The following is a 21595-nucleotide window of genomic DNA, read 5'->3' on the forward strand; positions in this document are numbered from 1 at the left end:
GCAACGGCACGTCCGTGTCGTCGACGCCACCGCCGACTCGGATGCTGTCACACGTTCTTCATGCTCTGTGCATGGCCCTGGTGCGGCTCCTCCGCGCACCATCAACAGACGCCGGGCCCGACCCGGCCCGGTCGTACCCGCATCCGAGGAGCAGGACCCATGCCCAGCCGCCGTACCTTCCTGGCCGCTTCGACCGCGACGCTCGGTCTGACCGCCGCCACCGCCACCGCCACCGGGTCGGCCCAGGCGGTGCCCGCGGTGACGGCCCCGGACACGGCGGACGGCTCCGGCCCCCGGCTGCCGAACATCATCGTCGTCCTCGCCGACGACCTCGGCTACGGCGAACTCGGCGCCTACGGCCAGAAGCTGATCACCACCCCCCGCCTGGACCGGCTCGCCGCCGAGGGGCTCCGCTTCACCGATGCCTACTCCACCGCTGCGGTCTGCGCACCCTCCCGCTGCTCCCTGCTGACCGGGCTCCACACCGGCCACTCCACGGTCCGCGCCAACCCCTCCTCCGGGGGCCAGGGCTCGCTCACCGCCACCGACACCACCTTCGCCCAGGTGCTCCGAGCGCGCGGCTACCGGACCGCCGTGATCGGCAAGTGGGGCTTCGGACCGGAGGCCGCAGGCCAGGACAGCCATCCGGCCGCCCGCGGCTTCGAGGAGTTCTACGGCTACATCGACCACAGCCACGCCCACCAGTACTACCCCGAGTACCTCTGGCACAACGCGGTCAAGGAGCCCATCCCCGCCAACGCCGGCGGAGCCAAGGCCGTGTACGCCCCCGACCTCCTCGCACAGCACGCCCTGGAGTTCATCGACGCCCACGCCTCCGAGCCGTTCCTCCTCCTGCTCACCCCGAACGTCCCGCACGCGCCCAGCGACATCCCCGACACCGGCGCCTATGCGGGTCAGAGCTGGCCGGCTGCGGACAAGGGCCACGCGGCCCAGGTCGGTTACTTCGACTCGCTGGTGGGCAAGGTGATCGACCGGCTCCGCGACCTCGGCCTGGAGCAGGACACCGTCGTCCTCGTCACCAGCGACAACGGCCCGCACGAGGAGGGCGGGGTCAACCCCGACCTGTTCGACGCCAACGGCCCGCTGCGCGGCTACAAGCGCAACCTCTACGAAGGCGGCGTACGCGTCCCCTTCATCGCCTGGGGCCCCGGCCGGGTCCAGCGGGGCACCAGCAACCGCCCCACCCCGCTGACCGACGTCCTGCCCACCCTCGCCGAGCTCGGCGGAGCCCCCGCCCCCACCGACGTGGACGGGCTCTCCGCCGCTCCCCTGCTCTCCGGCAGCGCCGACTCGGCGCGCCACGGGCACCTGTACTGGTTCCGCGACGAATGGGGGGTCACCAGCCGGGCCAACGCCCAGGACAAGAAGCGCGCCACCTGGCTCGCCGAGGCCGTCCGCCGGGAGAACTGGAAGGCCGTGCGCTTCGCCCCCGAACGCGACCACGCCCTGCCCGACGACAAGTGGCAGGTAGAGCTGTACGACCTGGCATCCGATCTCGGCGAGGCCCACAACGTCATCGACAAGTACCCGGCCACGGCCCAGGAACTGGTGGCGCTGATGCGCTCCTCCTGGAAGGACACCTATCCGCGCACGCCGTTCGGCACCCGCCTGACGCTGCCCCCCCTTGCCGTCCCCGGCCAGGCGTTCACCGTGACCGCCACCCTGGACAACGGGTCCGCACGGCCCTGGACCACCGCGGGGCTCGCCCTGCGCACCCCCGCCGGATGGACCGTGGCCCCCGCCTCCGCGACCACGGCCGAGGAGCTCGCCGTCGGCGCCCGGCTGACCGCCTCCTGGCAGGTCACCCCTCCCGTGGACGCCGCACCGGCGACCGCGTGGGAGCTCACCGCGGAGGGCACCGCCCTCATCCCGGCCGGCCCGGTCCGCTACCCGGCGACGGGCACCGTCCCGACCCCTCCCCCCGCCCCCACGCGCGACTCCTACCTCTCCGACCTCACCTGGATCAGCGCCGCCAACGGCTGGGGACCGGTGGAACTCGACACCTCCAACGGCAAGAGCGCCGCCGGCGACGGCCCGCTGATCTCCTTCGGCGGTACGACGTACCCCAAGGGTCTGGGCGTCCACGCGCCCAGCGACATCGCCTACCACCTCGGCGGCGCCGCCGTACGGTTCACCTCCCTGGTCGGCATCGACGACTTCTCCGCCAAGCAGAGCACCCTCGGCGCCACCCGCGCCAAGGTCTACGGCGACGACCGCCTGCTCCTCACCACCCCCACCCTCACGGCGGCCACCGGCCCGGTCGCGGTCGACGTCGACGTACGGGGCGTCCGCGTCCTGCGTCTGGTGGTCGAGGACGCCAACAACCGCACGTCGTTCGACCACACCTCCTGGGCCCTGGCCCGGGTCACCGTGTCCTGACCTCCGGCGCCCGCCATGCCAGAGGCCGTTTCGGATCACTCCGAAACGGCCTCTTCGTCGGTGGCCGGCGGGTGTGCGGGCGGACCGTATCAGGCGAGGTCGGCGGCCACGCGGAAGCCGATGTTGCCGGTCGAGCTGTCGGGCGTGTTCGAGCTCCGCGCGGCGACGCGGTAGCGGTTGCAGTAGGAGTCGTGGCAGAGGTACGAGCCTCCGCGCATGGCGCGGGACGTCTCCTCGCCGGGGGTGAACCAGTCCGCGCACCACTCCCAGACGTTGCCGACCGTGTTGTAGAGGCCGAAGCCGTTGGGCCGAAAGGATTTCACGGGGGCCGTGGAGACGTAGCCGTCGGCACCGGTGTTGAGCACGGGGAACTCGCCCTGCCAAATGTTGCACATGTGGCGGCCGTCGGGCGTGAGCTCGTCGCCCCATGGGTAGCGGCGCTGCTCCAGGCCGCCGCGGGCCGCGTACTCCCACTCGGCCTCGGTGGGCAGGCGGGTGCCGGACCAGGCGCAGTACGCCTGGGCGTCGTGCCAGGACACGTGGACGACGGGGTGGTTCTGCCGGTCGGTGACATGCGAACCGGGCCCTTCGGGGTGGCGCCAGCTGGCCCCCTCCACCGCCCGCCACCAGGGGACGGCCGCCACGGGCGGGGAGACCGCGGCGACCTCGTCGGCGAGGAAGGCCCCGAAGGTGAAGGAGAAGCCGAAGCGTTCGGCCTCCGTCGTGTAGCCGGTGGACTTGGCGAAGGTGGCGAACTGGGCATTGGTCACGGCCGTGGCCGCGATCCGGAAGGGCTCCACGGCCACCTCGCGGATCGGCCCCTCGGCGTCCGCCGGGAAGCCCTCCGGGTCGTCGGTGCCCATGAGGAAGCTGCCGCCGGGCAGGGTGATCAGTTGCCGGGCCACCCGGGAGGCCGGGGGCGCCGGGGGCGGCGGCGCGAGGGTGAGCGTCGGGGCATGGGCGTGGCCGGGGGTGCAGCAATCGGACATGGCGGCTCCGTCGGGACGGTGGGCGGCCGGGCGTACCCCCCGCGGTAGGGGCGCCCGGCCGGCGACTCTGTGGTGTGGGTCGAGCCGCGCGGTCGGCGGCGAGCCGGGCGGCCAGGGCGGGGATCGCGTACGGAGACTGGTTGTTGCGCACGCCGTGGTTGTGGGCGGGGCGGCCGGAGAACACCCCGCGCCGGGGCGGCCGTACCCAGGGCGCTCGCCGTGCGCCCTTGGTCGACGGGGCGGCGCGCAGGAGGGATTCCTGCTGCCATGGCGACGAGAGTAGATGAAGCGGAACCGCCGTTCCATGTACGGCAGATGAAATGGCGGACGCCGTGGTGTCCCTGCTGCGACGGCGGGGCTGCAGGGACAACGGGCATCACCCGCCCGGCGCACGGTGCCCTCACCTGATCACCCACGGTGAGCACCTGGAGCTTCGGTCGCCTTGCGCCGATCCCCCAACCGGTCCCAACCGGTGCCCAAAAACGATCAAGAGGCCGTTCGGATTGCTCCCAAACGGCCTCTGACCTGCGACTCTTTCGAGTCGGGACGACAGGATTTGAACCTGCGACCCCTTGACCCCCAGTCAAGTGCGCTACCAAGCTGCGCCACGTCCCGATGCCCGCTGACCTGGGGTTTCCCCCTCGCCGAACGCGCACGAGAACAATACCGCACTTCCCGGGGTGGTCGCGCGCAGGTTTCCCCGGGGGTCGCCGCCGGCGGCTGTTGACCTCAAGCGCGCTTGAGGTTGCATGATCCTTTCATGACGCACGCAACCGCGGAATCCGAGTTCCGCTACGAGGACCTGAACCGCCTCATGGCGCTGATGACCGGCGACGAGAAGCACGGGCCCGCGGCGACCTCCACCCTGGACGCCCTGTGGGTGCTCTACGACCGGGTGCTGCGGGTCGGGCCGGGGACGGCCGGGGATCCCGGGCGGGACCGGTTCCTGCTCTCCAAGGGGCACGGCCCGATGGCGTACTACGCCGTGCTCGCCGCCAAGGGGTTCTTCCCCGTCGACTGGCTCGGCGGCTTCGGCTCGTACCACTCGCCGCTCGGACACCACCCGGACCGCCTCCTGATCCCGGGCGTGGAGATAGCCAGCGGTTCGCTCGGGCACGGCCTGCCGCTGGCCGTCGGCAGTGCGCTGGGCCTGCGGGCCCAGGGGCTGACGGACCCGGCGGTGTGGGTGCTGATCGGCGACGCCGAGCTCGACGAGGGCAGCAACCACGAGGCCATCGCGTACGCGGGCGCCGCCGGCCTGGACCGGCTGCACACCCTGGTGATCGACAACGCCTCGGCGACCCACGGCTGGCAGGGCGGGATCGCCTCCCGCTTCGAGGCCGCCGGCTGGTCCGCGACCACCGTGGACGGGCGCGACCACGCGGCCCTGCACGCCGCGTACACCGCACCGCATCCGGGCCGGCCGCACGCCGTGGTCGCCCGCGTCGAGAAGAAGGCATGAGGGGGTAGCGTCATGGACACCATGCGCGACAGGTTCATCTCGGTCACGTCCCGGGAGCTCGACCGGGACCCGCGGCTGGCCCTGGTCCTGGCCGAGATCTCCATGGACGGGTTCCGGCCCGCCCAGCGGCGCCACCCGGACCGCGTGGTCAACGTCGGCATCCGCGAGCAGTTGCTCGTCGGCGTCGGCGGCGGGCTCGCCCTCACCGGGATGCGGCCGGTCATGCACACCTTCGCCAGCTTCCTCGTGGAGCGGCCCTTCGAGCAGGTCAAACTGGACTTCGGGCACCAGGGCACGGGCGGGGTCCTGGTCAGCGCGGCCGCGAGCTACGACTGGCCGGCCGGCGGGTTCACCCACATGGCCCCGGGCGACGTGGCCCTGCTGGACACCCTCGACGGCTGGACCGTCCACGTGCCGGGGCACCCGGACGAGGCCGAGGCCCTCCTGCGCCATGCGTACGCCGCCGGGGACGAGAAGGTGTACGTCCGGCTGTCTCTCCAGTCGAACGCGACGCCGCAGCCGGTGGCCGGGCTGGGGATGCGGACCGTGCGGGAGGGGAGCCGGGGCGTGGTCGTCGCCGTCGGCCCGCTGCTCGACAACGTCCTCGCCGCGACCGAGGGCCTGGACGTGACGGTGCTGTACGCGAGCACCGTGCGGCCCTTCGACGACGCGGCGCTGCACCGGGCCGTGGGCGGCGCGGCCGCCGACGTGGTGCTGGTCGAGCCCTACCTGGCCGGGACCTCCGCGCAGGCCGCCGCACACGCCCTGGTGGAGGTGCCGCACCGCGTCCTCGGGCTCGGCGTGGGCCGGGCCGAGCTGCGCCGCTACGGCACCGTCGACGAGCACACCGAGGCGCACGGCCTGGACCCCCGCGGGCTGCGGGAGCGGATCGGCGCCTTCCTGCGGTGACCGGGCCGTCGTGCGGTGACCGCGCCTTCCTGCGGCGGCCCCGCCGGGGAAGGGCCGGCCCGGGAGGGCGCGGTCGCCGCGTCCTCCCGGGTGTGCCGCGGCCCCGGTGCCGCCCCCGGCGCTCAGCCGGCCCGCAGGGTCTCCTCGCGCGCCTGGATGAGGTCCACGAGCTCCGCCGCCAGGGACTTCACGGACGCCAGCCCCTGCAGGCCCCACCGGCGCGGCTCCAGGTCCACCACGCACACCGTGCCCAGCACCATCCCCCGTGCGTCGGTCAGCGGGGCCCCCGCGTACGAGCGCACCCCGCACTCGTCGACGACCGCGTTGCAGGCGAACCGGGCGAAGTCCCGCACGTCCTCCAGGACCAGCGCCCTGCGCCGCACCACCACGTGCGGGCAGTATCCGTGGTCGCGGGGCAGCACCCGTGCCGGGTAGCCGCCCACCGGGGCGTCCGGGGTGTGGTGCAGACCGGCGAAGAACTGCCGCTCCTCGCCGACGAAGTTGACCCCCGCGTACGGCGCGTCCAGCGCGCCCGCGACCCGCCGGGCGAAGGCGTCGAGCTCCGGGTCCGCCCGCTCCCCCAGGCCCAGTTCGCGCAGCCGGACGGCGCGTGCGGGCGCCTCCCGGTCCACCGGCGTGAGCAGCAGGTGTCCGGTCGACTCGTAGTACGTCATGGCCGTTCCCCCCAATCCGAGGACTTCGCTGAGTTGTCTGCCGCCGGGGCGGATGCCGCCGTGAACAGCAGGTGTTGGACGAGGGCCGCGAGGACCCCGTTGCCGGAGCCGGCCAGCCGCGCGTCGCACCGTACGACGGGCACCTCCGGTCCGAGCCCCACCGCGTCGCGGACCTCCTCGGCGGTGTAGCGGTGGCCGTCGTCGAACTCGTTGACGGCGACGATGAATCCGATCCCGCGCCGCTCGAAGAAGTCGACGGCCGGGAAGCAGTCGGCGAGCCGGCGGGTGTCGGCGAGGACCACCGCGCCGAGCGCGCCCAGGCACAGCTCCTCCCACAGGAACCAGAAGCGCTGCTGGCCGGGCGTGCCGAACAGGTAGAGGACGTGCCGTTCGTCCAGGGTGATCCGGCCGAAGTCGAGCGCGACGGTCGTGGTCGCCTTGCGCTCGACGCCGTCCAGCGGGTCGCTGCCCTCGCCGAACCCGCTGAGCAGCTCCTCCGTGCACAGCGGCTCGATCTCGCTCACCGCGCCCACGAAGGTCGTCTTGCCCGCCCCGAACCCGCCCGCGACCAGGATCTTGAGCGTCGCGGGCAGGGGGGCGGTGCGGGTGTCACAGTCGTCTGCGTAGGCCATCGAGCACCGCCCGGAGCAGGGAGAGGTCGTCGGCGGCGAAGGAGGAGCCGCCGGGGAACCGCGGCGCCTGCGCCGTGACGGCCCCCGATTCCATCAGGTCGGACAGCAGCACCTTCACCACCACGGCCGGGAGCCGCAGGTGCCCGGCCACCTCGGCGACGGTGACGGCCGCGGTGCCCGCGCACAGCCGCAGGGCCAGGGTGTGCTCGGCGCCGAGGGCGGTGCGCGGCCGCACCCCCGTCGCGGTCACCCGGGACAGCAGGTCCAGGGCGACGGCGGGGCGGGTGCGTCCGCCGCTGGCCGTGTACGGGCGCATCACCCGGCCCGCCGAGTCGTCGAGCCAGGGCACGGCGTCGCGGGGGTTACCGCGGCCGGGCGCGGTGCGGGCCCGCATCACTCCGGGGCCCGGTCCGCGGCCGGGTCCGGGTCGGCGGCGAGGGGGCGCCGCGGCGGGGCCGCCAGGTAGGGGCGGACGCTCTTGACCAGCATGGCCATCTCGTAGCCGAGCACGCCCGCATCGGCCTCCCGGTCCGCGAGGACCGCCAGGCAGGTGCCGGATCCGGCGGCGGAGACGAAGACGAGGGCGGTGTCGAGCTCGACCACCACCTGCCGGACCTCGGCGCCGTCCCCGAAGCGGGATCCGGCGCTGCGGCCGAGGGAGTACAGGCCGGAGGCGAGCGCGGCCAGGTGGTCGGCGCTGTCGGCGTCGAGGCCGTGGCGGCAGGTGACCAGGCCGTCGGCGGTGAGGAGCACCGCGCTGCGGGTGTACGGGACCCGCTGGACCAGGCCGCTGAGCAGCCAGTCGAGATCCGAGAGCCGGCTGGTCGTCGTGGCCGTTTCGCCGCCCATGGTGGTGCGCTCCTTGCCGGGGTGGGGGGTGGGGGTCGGGGTCATGGTCGTGCCTCGTCCTGCGACTGGGCGAGGCCGAAGCCCCGCCGGAAGGCGGCCATCAGGCCCGGGTCGTGGACGGGTGCGTCGGGTGCGTCGGCCCGCCGGGGGGCGGGGGCGTCGCGCAGCTCGGGCGCGAGGTGGGACTGGGCCCGCCGCCGGGGCAGGGGCGGCCGGCCGGGGTCCGTCCGCGCCGCCGGTACGGTCACGGCCGGCCGGTCCGGGGTGTGCCGCGGTGCCGGAACCCGGCCGAGGTCCGGGGCGGTGCCGAGGTCCGGGGCGGTGCGGGGGTCCGGGGCGGTGCGGGGGTCGGGGGCCGTGCGGGGGGCCGGGGCTGCGCCGGGGCCCGGGGTGCGGGCCGCTCGGGACACGCCGTCCGCACCAGTCCGCGGCTCGCCGTCCCGGCCGGGGACCGGCTCGGCGGCCGGGGCCGGGGCCGGGGCGCTCTCCCCGGCGGGGTCCGCCGCCACGGCCCGCCCGGGGCTGCGTACGGCACCGGGACCCGTGTCCCCCGGCGCGCCGGAGGCGGGGGCGGGGGCGCCACCCGTACCACGGAAGTACAGCGACCAGGCGTCGGCCGCCCTGTCCCGGGCAGCTCCCCCGTCGCGGGGGCCATCGGCCGGACGGGCCTCCCGCAGGGGCGCGAAGGGCGGCTCGGCGGGATCGGGCAGGCAGGTGCGCCCAGCATCCCGGAGGGGCGCCGGATCGGCGTCCCACCCCCCGGCGGCGCCTGCCGCGGAGACCGGGGGCGCCGGGGGCGGCACGTGCTGCGCAGAGGCCACCGCGGGTGCCGCGGGGGTCGCGGGTGCCGCGGGTGCCGCGGGCCCAGGTGCGGACGGGGCGGGCCGCGGCACGCTCACCCGGACCGGCTCCAACGGCGGCGTGCCCGAGCCCTGGCCGGTCCCCCACGAGGTGGCGCGCGAGCCGTTCACCGCGTCGGCGCCGCCGGGGGCCTGCGCGCCCAGCAGGTCCTGCGGCAGGACCAGCACCGCGAGCACGCCGCCGTAGATGTTGGACTTCAGCTCGACGGCGATCCCGTGCCGCCGGGCCAGCGCGGAGACCACGAACAGGCCGATCCGCCCGTCCGCCAGCAGGTGCCGGACGCTGACCTGGTCGGGGTCGACGAGGAGGGCGTTCATCCGGTGCTGCTCGGCCGCCGGCATGCCCAGGCCCCGGTCCTCCACCTCGACCGCGATGCCCGCGGTGACCCGCTCGGCGCGCACCACCACGTCGGTGTCGGGGGCGGAAAACACCGTGGCGTTCTCGATGAGTTCGGCCAGCAGGTGCACGACGTCGGCGACGGCGTGGCCGCGGACCGTGCCCCCGGCGGGTGGGACGACCTTGACCCGCGTGTACTGCTCGACCTCCGCGACGGCCGAGCGCAGCACCTCGCTCAGGTCGATGGGCCGGGTCCACTGGCGGCGCGAGGCGGCGCCGCCGAGGACCGCGAGGTTCTCGGCGTGGCGGCGGATCCGGGTGGCCAGGTGGTCGACGTGGAAGAGCTCCTTGAGCAGGTCGGGGTCCTCGACGGTGTCCTCCAGCTCGTCGAGCAGCGAGATCTCCCGGTGCACGAGGGACTGCAGGCGGCGCGCGAGGTTGACGAAGACCTCGACCTTGCGGTCGCTGTCGGAGGGGGCCGCGGGGCCGGCCAGCCGGACGAGGGTGGTGTGCGCGAGCTCGCGGGCGCCGCGCAGTTCCTGGGAGAGCAGCCAGAACTCGTCAACGCGTTCGGGGTCGGTGCCGGGCGGCGGCGCGGTCGGGCCGCCGCGCACGGGCCGGGGCGGGGGCTCGCCCCGCTCCAGCCGGTCGGCGGCGGCGCGCAGCTCCTGGCGGCCGCGCACGCTGGAGCGGCGCAGGGCCTCGCAGCGGTCCCGTACGGCCTTGGCTGAGCGCTGGGCCCCGAGCAGGGCGGCGGCGAGGGCGCCGACGGCGAGCAGGGCGCAGCCGAGGAGGACGGGCCAGAGCCGGGCGTCACGGTGGCCGGAGCCGCCGCCGAGCTGCAGGGTGAAGATCACCGCGGCGGCTCCGCTGAGACCGGCGGCGAGGGTGGGCAGCACGGCGGCGCGCACCAGCTGGGGCCGTATCTGCCGCCCGGGACCGGTGGCGGCGTGTCTCGACGGGGCGTGGCGGGCAGCGCGGAGTCCGGACATCGGCGTCCTCTACGTGGGGCCCGGGCCACCAGGGGTTCCGGGGCCCGGTGTTGATCACCGGATACCCACGCTAGACCGCAGGATCCCGCTGCTGACAGCCAGTTGGGGAACTTCACCGGGGTGCTTCCCGCTCCCGCGGGAGCGCTCGTACGGCCGCCCGAATCCGCCGGGAGCGCGTGTTCGGGGCCGCGGCCCTGCGGGGCGAGCAGGACCCTCCGGCGAGCGGCGGCTCGCACTCCCCGCCCCGGCCGCGCGGTCCGCCCCAGGCGTGGGCCGTATGGCGGGGGCTCCGCCCCCACACCCCCGCGCCTCAAACGCCGGCGAGGCTGAATTGGCCGCCCCACACCGCCCAGTACGAGCGACACCGGCGGGGCTGGCAACGCCGGGCCACAGCGCCCAGTACGGGCCCAAGCCGACGAGCCCGGCACGGCGCCCGGCCCACTGGCAAGTGCGGCACCGTTTCGGGGTACCACCCCGCGTCTCGAACCCCGGCGGGGCTGGTAAATGCCGGGTCACAGCGCACCGTACGGGCCTGGCTCAGGGAGCGGCCCGCTGACGGGCGCGGCGGTGCGCCGCGCCTCGCTGCCGGCAGGGCCGGAGTTGCCGGGCCGCAGCGCCCGTGCGAACCGGCTCGGTGCACGGCCCGCCGCCAAGCGCGGCACCGTTTCGGGGTTACCACCTCGCGCCTCGCACGCCGGCGGCGCTCGGAATGCCGGGTCACAGCGCACCGTACGGGCCCGGCCGCCGGGCCTCGAATGCCGGCGGGGCCGGAGTTGCCGGGCCGCAGCGCCCGTACGGACCTGCTCGGTGCACGGGACGTGTGGCGGCGGTGTCATCGCGTCCCCGGGCCTCGGGCGCGGCCGGAGTTGCCGGGTCGCAACCACGCGGTGCGGGGTGCGGGGTGGTCGGGTCCGGGCGGAGCCCGGGGAACGGGCGAAGGGCGGGTAAGGGAAAAGCCCCGCAGGGCCGACCCGCCGCAGGGCCAGCCCGCCGCCGAACCGAACGGGCGCCGGACCCCGAACGGGCGCCGGACCCCGGACGGGAGCGGGACCGAACGAGCCGGACCCCCGGACGGGCGCCAGACCGGGCATGCGCCGGACCGGACGGGGACCGGACCGGCCGGGGACCGGACCGAACGGAAGCCGGACCCCGGACGGCCGGCGGACCGGACGGGCGGCGGGCCCGGGCGGCCGGCGGAGCGGGCGGGTCGGCGGGCGGCGGAGCGGGCGGGTCGGCGGCGTCCGCCGGTAGGGCGTGGCGGGCACGGGGTCGGGTCGGCTGCCGGCCGGGGGCGCGGTTACGAGCCGACGGTCTCCGGTTCCTCCCGGGCGGCGGGCGGTTGCGGCTCGGCGGCCGCCGACGGCACCGGCGGAGGCGCTGCCGCAGCCGCGGCGGAGGCGGCGAAGGGCCGCCACCACGGCTCGGCCGGGGCGTCGGCGGCGCCGGGCTCGAAGGGCTGGCCCGGGATGGGCAGCGCGACGGCGGCCCCCAGGTCCTGCGCCGCGGCCAGGGTCCCCTCCCCCGGCTCCTCCCACGGGTGCGGGGCCAGGTTGAAGGTGCCCCAGTGGATCGGCAGCATCGTGCCGTGCGGGATCCCGCCCTGGAGGTCGAGGTGGGCGCGCATGCCCTCCTCGGGGGTCATGTGGATGTCGGGCCAGTACTCCGAGTACGCGCCGATCTGGATCATCGTGGCGTCGAAGGGGCCGTGGGCGGCGCCGATCTCCCGGAAGCCGGGGAAGTAGCCGGTGTCGCCGCTGTGGAAGATCCGGTGCTCGTCGCCGGCGACGACCCACGAGGCCCACAGGGTGTGCTGCTGGTTGCGCAGGCCGCGGCCGCAGAAGTGTCGTGCGGGGGTGGCGGTCAGGGAGAGCCCGGCGATCTCGGTGGTCTCGTTCCAGTCGAGCTCGCGCAGCCGGTCGGCGGACACGCCCCAGTGCTCCAGGTGCGCGCCGACGCCGAGGGGGACGGCGAAGACGGTGTCCGTGCCGGCGAGCTGCTTGACGGTGGGCAGGTCGAGGTGGTCGTAGTGGTCGTGCGAGATCACGACCGCGTCGACCGGCCCGAGCGAGGCCAGCGGCACGGGTACGGGGTGCAGCCGCCGGGGCCCGGCGAAGGGGAAGGGGGAGCAGCGCTCGCCCCACACGGGGTCGAACAGCACCCGGCGCCCGTCGATCTCGGCGAGGACGCTGGAGTGCCCCATCCAGGTCAGGCGCAGCCCGCTCACCGGCGGCTTCGCGAGCTCGGCGAGCGTCGTGGGGTAGACGGGGACGGACGCGGCGGGGCTGCGCCGGATCCGCTGCTCCTTGCGGAAGTAGGTCTTCGCGAACTCCAGCATGGAGCCGGAAGGCCTGGTCCGGGCCCCCACCGGGTTCTGGAACACGCCGTCGGCGAAGTTCGGCGAGCGCCGGATGCGTTCCAGCCGTGCGCCGGACGGATCCGCCCCGAAGGCTTCGGGGCGCAGGGCGCGCAGCCGGGGACGCAGGGGAAGGGAGCCGGTCAAGGCGCCTCCTGGGAGGTGGGGTGGACGGGAGCAGGCCGGGATCTCGCCCGGCCCGCCACCATCCCAACGCCTCGCGGCCCCGAAGGATTCCGCATCGTACGGTCCGCTCCACTGCCCACGGCTCCACGACGGCCCGTACAAGGCCTGCGGAGGCAGGAGCCGGCCGCCGCGTGAGGGGGCCGGAGGGCTACAGCGGGAGCAGGTCGGGCCGCTTCGCCTCGACGTGGTCCCCGGAGGACTCCCCGCGCAGCCGGCGCCCGATCCACGGCACCAGGTGCTCGCGGGCCCACTGGATGTTGCCGCGGGTCACGTCCACCGAGCCGCGGGGCTGCTGCGGCGGCCACGGCTGGTCGGGGTCGGCCGGCACCCGGAGCCCGAGCACCTGGGCGGCGCGCAGGGCGACCCGGGTGTGGCCCTCGGGCGACAGGTGGAGCCGGTCGTCGTCCCAAGCCCGCCGGTCCTGGACGGACTTCAGCGACCAGAGGTCGAGGACCGGGCAGTCGTACCGGTCGGCGATGGCGCGCACGTGCGCGCTGTACGTCGCCACCTTGCCCCGCAGGTGCTTGAGGACGGGCACGCCGCGGGTGTCGAAGCCAGTGGTGATCATGACCTGGCCGACGGAGCCGGCGAGGTCGGCGACGGCCGCCTCGAACCGCTCCGCCACGGCGTCCGGGTCGCTGCCGGGCCGGATGATGTCGTTGCCGCCTGCGCAGAAGGTCACCAGGTCCGGCGCGAGCTCCTTGGCCCGCGGGACCTGTTCGGCCACGATCTGGTCGAGGAGGCGCCCCCGCACGGCGAGGTTCGCGTACCGGAACTCGCCTTCCGGGCGCTGGTCGGCCAGGAGTACGGCCAGGCGGTCCGCCCAGCCGACGAAGTTCCCCCCGGGTCCCGGGTCCCCCACGCCCTCGGTGAAGCTGTCCCCGATCGCCGCGTACGAGCCGATGGTCCTGTCGTACTTCTTCGTCGTCTCTGTCATCGTCGTCGCTGCCACGGGACCATATCCTCCACCCCGGATCGTGACCTACGCCACCGTAGGAAGGGGTTGACGGACCGTGATCTATACCACCGGGCAGGTGCGGAATAACAGCGCGTGAGGCCGGGGCCCCCCTCGGGTCCCGGCCCCACGCGGGTCTCACGCCTCCACAGCGGCGGTCAGATGCTGACGCCCTTCGAGCGGAGGTAGGCCAGCGGGTCGATGTCCGAGCCGTACGCGGGGCCCGTGCGGACCTCGAAGTGCAGGTGCGGTCCGGTGGAGTTGCCGGTGGAGCCGGAGAGGCCGATCTGCTGGCCCGCGGTGACGCTCTGGCCGACGGAGACGGACAGCTGGGAGAGGTGGCCGTACTGGGAGTACTTGCCGTCGGCGTGCCGGATGACGACCTCGTTGCCGTACGCGCCGCCCCAGCCGGCGGAGACGACGGTGCCCGCACCGACCGCCTTGACGGTGGTGCCGGAGCTCGCGATGAAGTCGACGCCGGTGTGGTAGCCGCTGGACCACATGGCGCCGGGGGTCTTGTACGGGGTGGAGATACCGCCGCCGACGGGGGCGACGAAGGCGGCGGCGGGGGCGGCGGCCTGCGGGGCCTTCCCGGCGGGCGCGGCCGCCGGGGCGTCCCGGTCGGCGGCGGGCGCCGGGGCCTTCTCCTTCGGCGCGGCCGCTTGCGCGGCGGCGGGCTTCCGGGCCGGGGCCGCGGCCGGGGCGTCGGCCGCGGCGGCGTCGGTCGCAGCGGCGTCGGTCGCAGCGGCGTCGGTCGCAGCGGCGTCGGCCTTCGCACCGAGGGTCAGCTTCAAGCCGGGGTGGATCAGCGACGGGTCGGTGCCGACGGCCTCGCGGTTGTCGGCGTACAGCCGCTCCCAGCCGCCGGGCAGGTGGCGGTCGGCGGCGATGGTGGAGAGGCAGTCGCCCGGCACGACCGTGTAGACGGACGGGGCGGCCCGGTCGGCGCCCTGCGCGGCAGCGGCCGGCTGGGCGGTCCGCAGCGACACCGGCAACGGGACCTGCGGGGCGGTGGCGGGCGCAGCGGCCGGCGCGGCCGCGTGGGCGCCGGCGGCGCCGATCAGCGGCAGGGCGAGGGCGGCGCCACCGGTGCCGGCGAAGGCGAGACGCCGGGCTGTCGAGGGGGACTTGGGACGGCGGTGCTTGCCCTGTGCCGGCATGGCGCATTCCTCTCCGTCGCCTGCGAGGTGAGCTGTCGGGTTCGGACTGGAGATGTCCGGCCGGACACGGACGCGAGCGGCGCGTGTACGGCTTCACCCCGAGCTGCTCCGTATGGAGGAGATCCAAAAGAGAGCAGCGGCCTACCTGGTTCCCCCGCTCCTGCCGCGCATGAATGGTCGGGTCGGTTTTCCGGACGGCGGCAGGATCAGGCGGTCCATCCGGATCGATCGCGAAGGTAATCGAGTTCGGCCTCGCGGAACAAGCCGTGAATTCCTGACGGATTCACAGAAAGGGGCGGCCGGCAGAATTCCCGGTCACCCTCCGTCCATTCCCCGGAGCCAACGGCCTTTACGGCCGGGCCATTCGGAATCGGCGATCAGGCACTCACGGTCACCGTATGATCTGGCTCACGCCCGTTGCGCCCGATCTGGCCACCGCGAACGGCAAGTTGGGCCCAAGCAGTGCAATTCGGACACCACGACCCTGTCGGAGGAGCTCCCGTGACCCAGCAGATACCCCCGCCCCCGTCGGCGCACCGGATACCGGAGCCCGAACTGTCCGGAGTGCGCAACTTCCGCGACGTGGGAGGGCTGCCGACCACCGACGGACGACGGGTCAGGCCGGGACGACTCTTCCGAAGCGGACATCTCGCACATGCCACCGAAACCGATGCAGAATTCCTCGCCTCCCTCGGGCTCCACACCGTCTTCGACTTCCGCAACGAGGTGGACCAGGCCCTGGAGGGCCCCGACGTCGAGCTGCCGGGCGTGCGCAACGTCAACATCCCGCTGTCCGACCCGGCCGCCGGCAAGGACTTCTGGACGATCGTCCGCGACGGCGACGTCGAACAGCTCCGCGGGATCCTCGGCGACGGGAAGGCCGCCGCCCGGATGACGAAGGCGTACCGCGCGATGGTGCTGGAGCGCACCGCCGAGCACAGCCGGGTCCTGCACGCCCTCGCCGACGACAGCGTCCCGGCGCTCATGCACTGCGCGGCCGGGAAGGACCGGGCGGGCCTGTCGATCGCCGTCACCCTGCTCGCCCTCGGGGTGGAGCGCGAGGCCATCACCGCGGACTACCTGGAGTCGAACGCCCCCCACCGCCGCTACCGGGTGCGCCGCAGCAGCGGTGCGCCCGAGGCCCGCTCCCCGGAGGTGATGGAGCTGCTCGCGCCGCTCTTCGACGCCCGCACCGCCTACCTCGACGCGGCCTTCGACGCCATCGACGAGCGCTGGGGCGGGGCCGAGCGCTACCTGGCCGAGGGCCTGCGCCTCGCCCCCGCAACCCGCGCCCGCCTGCGCGAGCAGCTCCTCCACTAGCGCCGCCCCGCCGAGGCCGTCGCCCACACCGTGGAGGTGAGCCGCCGGGCCGCGGCGACCCGACCGCCCGACCCGGCCGCGGGCCGTCAGCCGCCGCCGACGGCCTGCTTCACCAGGGTCCTGCCGAAGTCCCACATGAGTCCCCCGCCGCCGTGGGCCTCGTCCATGACCGCGCGGAACGCCACGACGAACCGGTCGATGTCGGACTCGTCCACGACCAGCGGCGGAATCAGTTTGATCACCTCCAGGTGGTCCCCCGAGACCTGGGTCAGGATCCGGTGCTTCTGCAGCAGGGGCACCACGACCATCTGCGCGAACAGGCCCTTGCGGGCCGCCTGGAGCATCGTCCACCGGCTGCGCAGCCGCAGCGAGGCGGGCCGGCCGAACTCGATGCCGACCATCAGGCCGCGCCCGCGCACCTCGTGCAGCAGCTCGTACTCGTCCACGAGCGCCGCGAGGCGCCCGCGCAGCAGGTCGCCCATGGTTCGGGCGCGGGCGACGATCCCCTCGTCCTCCATGACGGAGAGCACCGCGAGCCCGGCCGCCATGGCCTGCGCGTTGGAGCCGAAGCTGGCGGAGTGCACCAGCACCCGGTCCATGGACGAGTAGACCTTCCGGAAGATCCACTCCCGGCCCAGGGTCGCGCCGACGGGGACGTAGCCCCCCGACAGGGCCTTGGCCACGCACACCAGGTCCGGCTCCACGCCCGGCTCGTGCTGGTACGCATAGAAATCGCCGGTCCGCCCCAGGCCGGTCTGGACCTCGTCGGCGATCAGCAGCGCCTTGTGCCGGCGCAGGCACTCCTGCGCCGCCGCGAGGAACCCGGGCGGGGCCGCGTGCACGCCCTTGCCCTGGATCGGCTCGACGACGAACGCGGCGACGTCCCCGCGCCGCAGCTCGCGCTCCAGCGCGCCCAGGTCGCCGAGCGGGATCCGGGTGTCGGGCAGGAGCGGGGCGAAGCCGTCGCGGAACCCGCTCTCCCCGTTGACCGAGAGGGACCCGGTGGTCAGCCCGTGGAAGGCGTGGTCGCAGTAGAGGATCCTGGGCCGCCCGGTGGCGTACCGGGCGAACTTCAGGGCGGTCTCCACGGCCTCGGTGCCGCTGTTGCCGAAGAAGACCCGCTCCAGGTGGGGGCTGTGCGCGAGCAGCCTCTCGGCCAGCAGCCCGGGCAGCGGCGGGCAGTCGAAGCGGGTCAGGTCGGCGAGATCGGCGTCGAGGACGTCGTGCAGGGCGCGGCGGACGACGGGATGGTGGCGACCCAGGCCCATCACCCCGAACCCGGCCAGCATGTCCAGGTAGTCGTTGCCGTCGGCGTCCCAGAAGTGGGCGCCCTCGGCCCGCTCGTAGACCTTGTCGAAGCCGATGGTGTGCAGCATCCGGGGCAGCTGGGGGTTGAGGTGGCGGGCGTGGAGCTCGTAGCGCTCCGCCCCGCGCTCGGCCAGCAGGGACTTCAGGTCGAACTCCGGGCGGCCCTGCGGCGGGCTGGCGGGGGCGCTCACGACGAGGCGTCCCTGCTGCCGCCGATGGTCTCCCGCGCCGCGCGCAGGGACTCCTTCAGCGATCCCATGGTGGCGAGGACGGCGGTGGGCTCGTAGCCGCAGTGCGCCATGCAGTTCGCGCAGCGCGGGTCCTTCCCGCGGCCGTAGGCGTTCCAGTCGGTCTCCTCGATGAGCTCGCGGTACGTGGGCACGTATCCGTCGCTCATCAGATAGCAGGGGCGCTGCCAGCCGAAGAGCGAGTAATTCGGAATGGCCCAGGCGGTGCACGGGAAATCGGCCTTGCCCTCGAGGAAATCCAGGAAGAGCGGGGAGTGGTTGAGCCTCCAGCGGCGCCGGTTCCCGCCCGCGAAGGCCTTCCGGAAGAGGTCCCTGGTCTGTTCGACGCCGAGGAAGTGCTCCTGGTCGGGTGCCTTTTCGTAGGCGTAGGCGGGCGAGATCATCATTTCGTCGACCTTGAGGTCGTCGTTGAGGTAGTTGAGCACCTCGATGACGGTCTGCGGGGTGTCGGTATTGAAGAAGGTGGAGTTGGTGGTCACCCGGAACCCGCGCCGCTTGGCCTCCTTGATGGCCGCGACCGCCTCGTCGAAGACGCCTTCCTTGGCGACCGACTCGTCGTGCCGCTCGCGCAGTCCGTCGATGTGCACGGCGAACGCGAAGTAGGGCGAGGGGGTGAACTTCTCGATCTTCTTGCGGAGCAGCAGGGCGTTGGTGCAGAGGAAGACGTACTTGCGCCGGGCCACCAACTGCCGGACGATCTCGTCGATCTGCGGGTGCATCAGCGGCTCGCCGCCCGCGATGGACACCATGGGCGCGCCGGATTCCAGGACGGCGCCGACCGCCTGGGCCACCGGCATGCGCTGCTTGAGCACGCCGGCCGGGTGCTGGATCTTCCCGCAGCCCTCGCAGGCCAGGTTGCAGGCGTAGAGCGGCTCGAGCTCGACGATCAGCGGGAACTTCTCCCGCTTGCGGAGCTTTTGTTCGAGCAGATAGGTCCCGACCCTGATGGACTGTCGCAGCGGCATGGCCATCTGGCTCACCTCCTGGGGAGCAGCAAAGAACGGTGCCAGTCATGAAAAGCGGGCATCACGGCACGCAGTACGCGGAAGGCCGATATTCCACCGCGGACCGTGCCGATACGGACGAGCTCGTGCTCCGGAGCGTCGACGACCACCCGGACGGCCGCAACCGGGCGGTGCGGCCCGGGCGGCCCGGCCCGGGTGGCGGCCCACAGGGTGGCCGCGGACTCCATGTCGACCGCGATGGCGCCGCCGGCCCGCAGCTGCGCGCGCTCCTGGCCGCGGACGACGTGGTCGGATCCGGTCAGGGCGCCGGTGTGCACGGTGCGGCCCGGGGCGGCCCGGGCCAGCGCCTCGGCGAGCAGGGCCGTCCCCGCGCAGGCGACGGTGCCGCGCGGGTCGCGGGTCTCCTCGGCGACGACGAGGTCGCCGGGGTGCATGCCCGGGACCAGCCCGGCGCAGAACCCGGTGGCCAGGACGGCGGCCCCGCGCAGGGCCGGCTCGGCCAGCGCCCGGCCCACGGCCCGCTCGGCTGCGCGCGGGCCCATGCCCGTGCGCAGCAGGACGTGCCGCTCGGGGGCGCCGCGCCCGCCGCTGCGCAGGGCCGCCCGCTCGATGCGCAGCGCGCAGGCGACCAGCAGCGGTACGGGCCCGGGGCCGGACCGCGGATCGGGCCGGGGCCGGTCGGCCCGGGCGGCGGCCATCAGGACGCCCCGGGCGCGAAGGGTTCCCCGTACAGGTAGCGGCCCAGGGCGGTGAGCGGGAACACCTGCCGGTACAGGTGGTAGTTGATGGAGAAGTCCCACGGGAAGCCGGTGCCGGTGAAGTACGGCTCGTCCCAGGAGCCGTCCGGGGCCTGCGTCGCCACCAGGTAGGCGATGCCGCGCCGGACGGCCCTGCCGTCCCGCTCCCCCGCCGAGAGCAGGGCCATCAGCGCCCAGGCGGTCTGGGAGGCGGTGGAGGCGCCCTTGCCCGCCCAGGCGGGGTCCCGGTAGGAGCGCTGGTCCTCGCCCCAGCCCCCGTCCTCGTTCTGTACGGACTCCAGCCAGCGCACGGCCCGGCGGACCGCCGGATGCGCCGGGGGGATGCCGGCGGCGGCGAGCGCCGGGAGCACCGACCCGGTCCCGTAGACGTAGTTGGTGCCCCAGCGGCCGAACCAGCTGCCGTCGGGCTCCTGGTGGGCGAGCAGCCAGGCGATGCCGCGGCGGGTCCTGGGGTCGGCGGCCCGGCCCTCGACGGCGAGCATCTCCACCACGTGGGCGGTGACGTCGGCCGACGGCGGGTCGATGACCTCGCCGAAGTCGCAGAACGGCAGCCGGTTCGGCAGGGGGCTGGTGTTGTCGGCGTCGAAGGCGGCCCAGCCGCCGTCCCGCGACTGCATGCCGAGCGTCCAGGACACGGCGCGGGCGACGGCTCCCTCCAGCCGGGCGGGGTCCGGGTGGCGGATGCGGCGCAGGGCGAGGACCACCTCGGCGGTGTCGTCGATGTCGGGGTAGGTGTCGTTGTGGAACTCGAACGCCCAGCCGCCCGGGGCGAGTCCGGGCCTGCGCACGGCCCAGTCGCCGGTGCGGGTGATCTCCTCGCCGAGCATCCAGTCGGCGGCCCTGACCAGGGCCGGGTGGTCGGGCGGCAGACCCGCGTCCACGAGGGCGATCGCGGCGAGGCAGGTGTCCCAGACCGGCGACTGGCAGGCCTCGACCATGCGGACGGGGCCGCCGGGCGTGCCGTCGGGCCCGGGCGGTTCCTCGCGCCAGACGGCGAAGCGGTCGAGGGATTCCAGTCCGGCCCGCATGACCGGGTGGCCGAGGTCGTAGCCGAGCAGGTGCAGGGCGATGACCGAGTAGACCGCGGGCGGCTGGATCCCGCCCCAGCAGCCGTCGTTCTCCTGCCGCTCGATGATCCAGCGGGCGGCGGTCGCCATCGCCGCCCTGCGCAGCCGGCGCGGGGCGATGCGCCGGTAGAGGTGCAGGGCCTTGTCCATCCGCTGGAAGAGGCCGTCCCAGGTGCCCGGTGGCGCCGGCCGGGCGGCGGGGCGGGGCCGGCGGGCGTCGGTGTGCAGCTCGTCCAGGGCGAAGGGGGCCGGGCGGACGGGGCGGTGCGCGGAGACGACGGTGAGGGGGACGATGGTCTGGCGGGCCCAGCAGCCGAAGTCGTAGATGTTCAGCGGCACCCAGGGCGGCAGGAAGACCAGCTCGGGCGGGAGTTCGGGCAGGTGGTCCCAGCTCCACCAGCCGAAGAGGGCCAGCCAGATCCGGGTGAAGACGCGGGCGGCGGCGATGCCGCCGTGCGCCCGGATCCAGGCGGAGGCGCGGGCCATGTGCGGGGCCTCGGGGGCGTCGCCGGCCAGGCGCAGGGCGACGTACGCCTCGACGGTGGCGGAGAGTTCGGGCGGGCCGCCGTGGAAGGTGGCCCAGGTGCCGTCCTCGCGCTGCTCGCCGCGGATGTGCCGGGCGGCGGCGCGGGTGGTGGCCTCGTCGCGGATGCCGAGGAACTGGCGCAGCAGGAGGTCCTCGGCATCCATGGTGACATTGGTCTCCAGGTCGCCCTTCCACCACCCGGCGGCGTCCTGGCGCTCCAGCAGGTGGCGGGTCGCCCGCGCCACGGCCTCGTACGCCCCCGGCTGGGCGGTGGCGGGCCCGGCGCCGGCCCGCACGGCGGCGAGGTCCCGGGCGGGGCCCCCGGACGCGAGCCCGGTCACGGAGGCGAGCCCGCTCACGGGCGGTGCCGTGGCCTGCGGGGACGGGGCCTTGCGTGCCGCGGCCTGCCGGGCCGGGCCGCGCACCGTCCGGCCCTCGGGCGGGACGGGGCCGGGCCGGAGGGCCGCGGCGCCTCGGGGCGGCGCGGCGGTCTGCGGCCCGGCGGTGGTGTCATCCGGATCGGCGCCTCGGGAACCGGCGCCGTCGGTCGTCGCTGTCATGGCTTCCCCTTACGTGGCAGTGGTGCTCTGCTGTGCTGGGGTCTGCCGTCGGCCGGCGCCGCTAGCTGAGGGCGCCGGCCGGCGA

General features: G+C 74.8%; 17 protein-coding genes, 1 tRNA gene and 1 riboswitch. Of the genes, 4 read left to right on the forward strand and 14 right to left on the reverse strand.

Annotated features, from left to right (window positions below; genetic code table 11):
- Window positions 1-159: 159 nt before the first annotated feature.
- Complete coding sequence (locus AB0953_RS05580) at window positions 160-2400, forward strand: sulfatase-like hydrolase/transferase (RefSeq protein WP_366858094.1); 2241 nt, start codon at window positions 160-162, stop codon at window positions 2398-2400.
- Between the two features lie 89 nt (window positions 2401-2489).
- On the opposite strand, the gene AB0953_RS05585 is transcribed toward AB0953_RS05580, so the two are convergent.
- Window positions 2490-3389, reverse strand: coding sequence for a formylglycine-generating enzyme family protein (locus AB0953_RS05585; protein ID WP_366858095.1), 900 nt, complete (start codon window positions 3387-3389; stop codon window positions 2490-2492).
- 541 nt (window positions 3390-3930) lie between these two features.
- Window positions 3931-4004 (reverse strand) — tRNA-Pro (locus tag AB0953_RS05590).
- 145 nt (window positions 4005-4149) lie between these two features.
- Here AB0953_RS05590 and AB0953_RS05595 point away from each other — a divergent pair.
- Together AB0953_RS05595 and AB0953_RS05600 are read left to right on the forward strand one after the other, a co-directional pair.
- Window positions 4150-4851: a transketolase gene (locus AB0953_RS05595; RefSeq protein ID WP_366858096.1), complete on the forward strand. Its 702-nt coding sequence runs from the start codon at window positions 4150-4152 to the stop codon at window positions 4849-4851.
- Window positions 4852-4863: 12 nt separating this feature from the next.
- Complete coding sequence (locus AB0953_RS05600) at window positions 4864-5760, forward strand: transketolase (protein WP_366858097.1); 897 nt, start codon at window positions 4864-4866, stop codon at window positions 5758-5760.
- 122 nt (window positions 5761-5882) lie between these two features.
- Here AB0953_RS05600 and AB0953_RS05605 read toward each other — a convergent pair whose 3' ends face one another.
- From AB0953_RS05605 to AB0953_RS05640, 8 genes are all read right to left on the reverse strand, one after another.
- A complete protein-coding gene (locus tag AB0953_RS05605; protein ID WP_366858098.1) occupies window positions 5883-6434 on the reverse strand; it encodes a GAF domain-containing protein in 552 nt (183 codons plus the stop codon).
- The gene (locus AB0953_RS05610) at window positions 6431-7066 is read right to left on the reverse strand and encodes an ATP/GTP-binding protein (protein ID WP_366858099.1); all 636 of its coding nucleotides are present in this window, start codon (window positions 7064-7066) and stop codon (window positions 6431-6433) included. The genes AB0953_RS05605 and AB0953_RS05610 overlap by 4 nt, the downstream gene beginning before the upstream one ends.
- Window positions 7044-7460 carry a DUF742 domain-containing protein gene (locus AB0953_RS05615; protein WP_366858100.1) on the reverse strand — a complete coding sequence of 139 codons (417 nt, stop codon included), beginning with the start codon at window positions 7458-7460 and terminating at the stop codon, window positions 7044-7046. Before AB0953_RS05615 ends, AB0953_RS05610 begins: the two co-directional genes overlap by 23 nt.
- Complete coding sequence (locus AB0953_RS05620) at window positions 7460-7915, reverse strand: roadblock/LC7 domain-containing protein (protein ID WP_366858185.1); 456 nt, start codon at window positions 7913-7915, stop codon at window positions 7460-7462. Before AB0953_RS05620 ends, AB0953_RS05615 begins: the two co-directional genes overlap by 1 nt.
- A 41-nt stretch (window positions 7916-7956) precedes the next feature.
- Window positions 7957-10104: an ATP-binding protein gene (locus tag AB0953_RS05625; protein WP_366858101.1), complete on the reverse strand. Its 2148-nt coding sequence runs from the start codon at window positions 10102-10104 to the stop codon at window positions 7957-7959.
- A 1297-nt stretch (window positions 10105-11401) separates the two neighbouring features.
- The gene (locus AB0953_RS05630) at window positions 11402-12604 is read right to left on the reverse strand and encodes an MBL fold metallo-hydrolase (RefSeq protein WP_366858102.1); all 1203 of its coding nucleotides are present in this window, start codon (window positions 12602-12604) and stop codon (window positions 11402-11404) included.
- A gap of 187 nt (window positions 12605-12791) precedes the next feature.
- A complete protein-coding gene (locus AB0953_RS05635; protein ID WP_366858186.1) occupies window positions 12792-13580 on the reverse strand; it encodes an SGNH/GDSL hydrolase family protein in 789 nt (262 codons plus the stop codon).
- A gap of 176 nt (window positions 13581-13756) precedes the next feature.
- Entirely contained in the window at window positions 13757-14758 is a 1002-nt protein-coding gene (locus tag AB0953_RS05640; RefSeq protein WP_366858103.1) for a LysM peptidoglycan-binding domain-containing M23 family metallopeptidase, read from the reverse strand.
- 4 nt (window positions 14759-14762) lie between these two features.
- Window positions 14763-14948: riboswitch (cyclic di-AMP (ydaO/yuaA leader) on the reverse strand.
- Between the two features lie 311 nt (window positions 14949-15259).
- Here AB0953_RS05640 and AB0953_RS05645 point away from each other — a divergent pair.
- Window positions 15260-16078, forward strand: a complete 819-nt coding sequence (locus tag AB0953_RS05645; protein ID WP_366858104.1) for a tyrosine-protein phosphatase — start codon at window positions 15260-15262, stop codon at window positions 16076-16078.
- An 86-nt stretch (window positions 16079-16164) separates the two neighbouring features.
- Here AB0953_RS05645 and AB0953_RS05650 read toward each other — a convergent pair whose 3' ends face one another.
- Genes AB0953_RS05650 through shc form a run of 4 tightly spaced genes read right to left on the reverse strand, consistent with a single transcriptional unit; the run spans window position 16165 to window position 21510 of the window.
- Window positions 16165-17577, reverse strand: a complete 1413-nt coding sequence (locus AB0953_RS05650) for an aspartate aminotransferase family protein (RefSeq protein WP_366858105.1) — start codon at window positions 17575-17577, stop codon at window positions 16165-16167.
- A complete protein-coding gene (hpnH, locus tag AB0953_RS05655; RefSeq protein WP_366858106.1) occupies window positions 17574-18605 on the reverse strand; it encodes an adenosyl-hopene transferase HpnH in 1032 nt (343 codons plus the stop codon). Before hpnH ends, AB0953_RS05650 begins: the two co-directional genes overlap by 4 nt.
- 5 nt (window positions 18606-18610) lie before the next feature.
- Window positions 18611-19297, reverse strand: coding sequence for a 1-hydroxy-2-methyl-2-butenyl 4-diphosphate reductase (locus AB0953_RS05660; RefSeq protein ID WP_366858107.1), 687 nt, complete (start codon window positions 19295-19297; stop codon window positions 18611-18613).
- The gene (gene shc / locus AB0953_RS05665) at window positions 19297-21510 is read right to left on the reverse strand and encodes a squalene--hopene cyclase (RefSeq protein WP_366858108.1); all 2214 of its coding nucleotides are present in this window, start codon (window positions 21508-21510) and stop codon (window positions 19297-19299) included. Before shc ends, AB0953_RS05660 begins: the two co-directional genes overlap by 1 nt.
- Window positions 21511-21595 lie beyond the last annotated feature (85 nt).

Source organism: Streptomyces sp. NPDC046866, assembly GCF_040704625.1.
Taxonomy (GTDB): domain Bacteria; phylum Actinomycetota; class Actinomycetes; order Streptomycetales; family Streptomycetaceae; genus Streptomyces.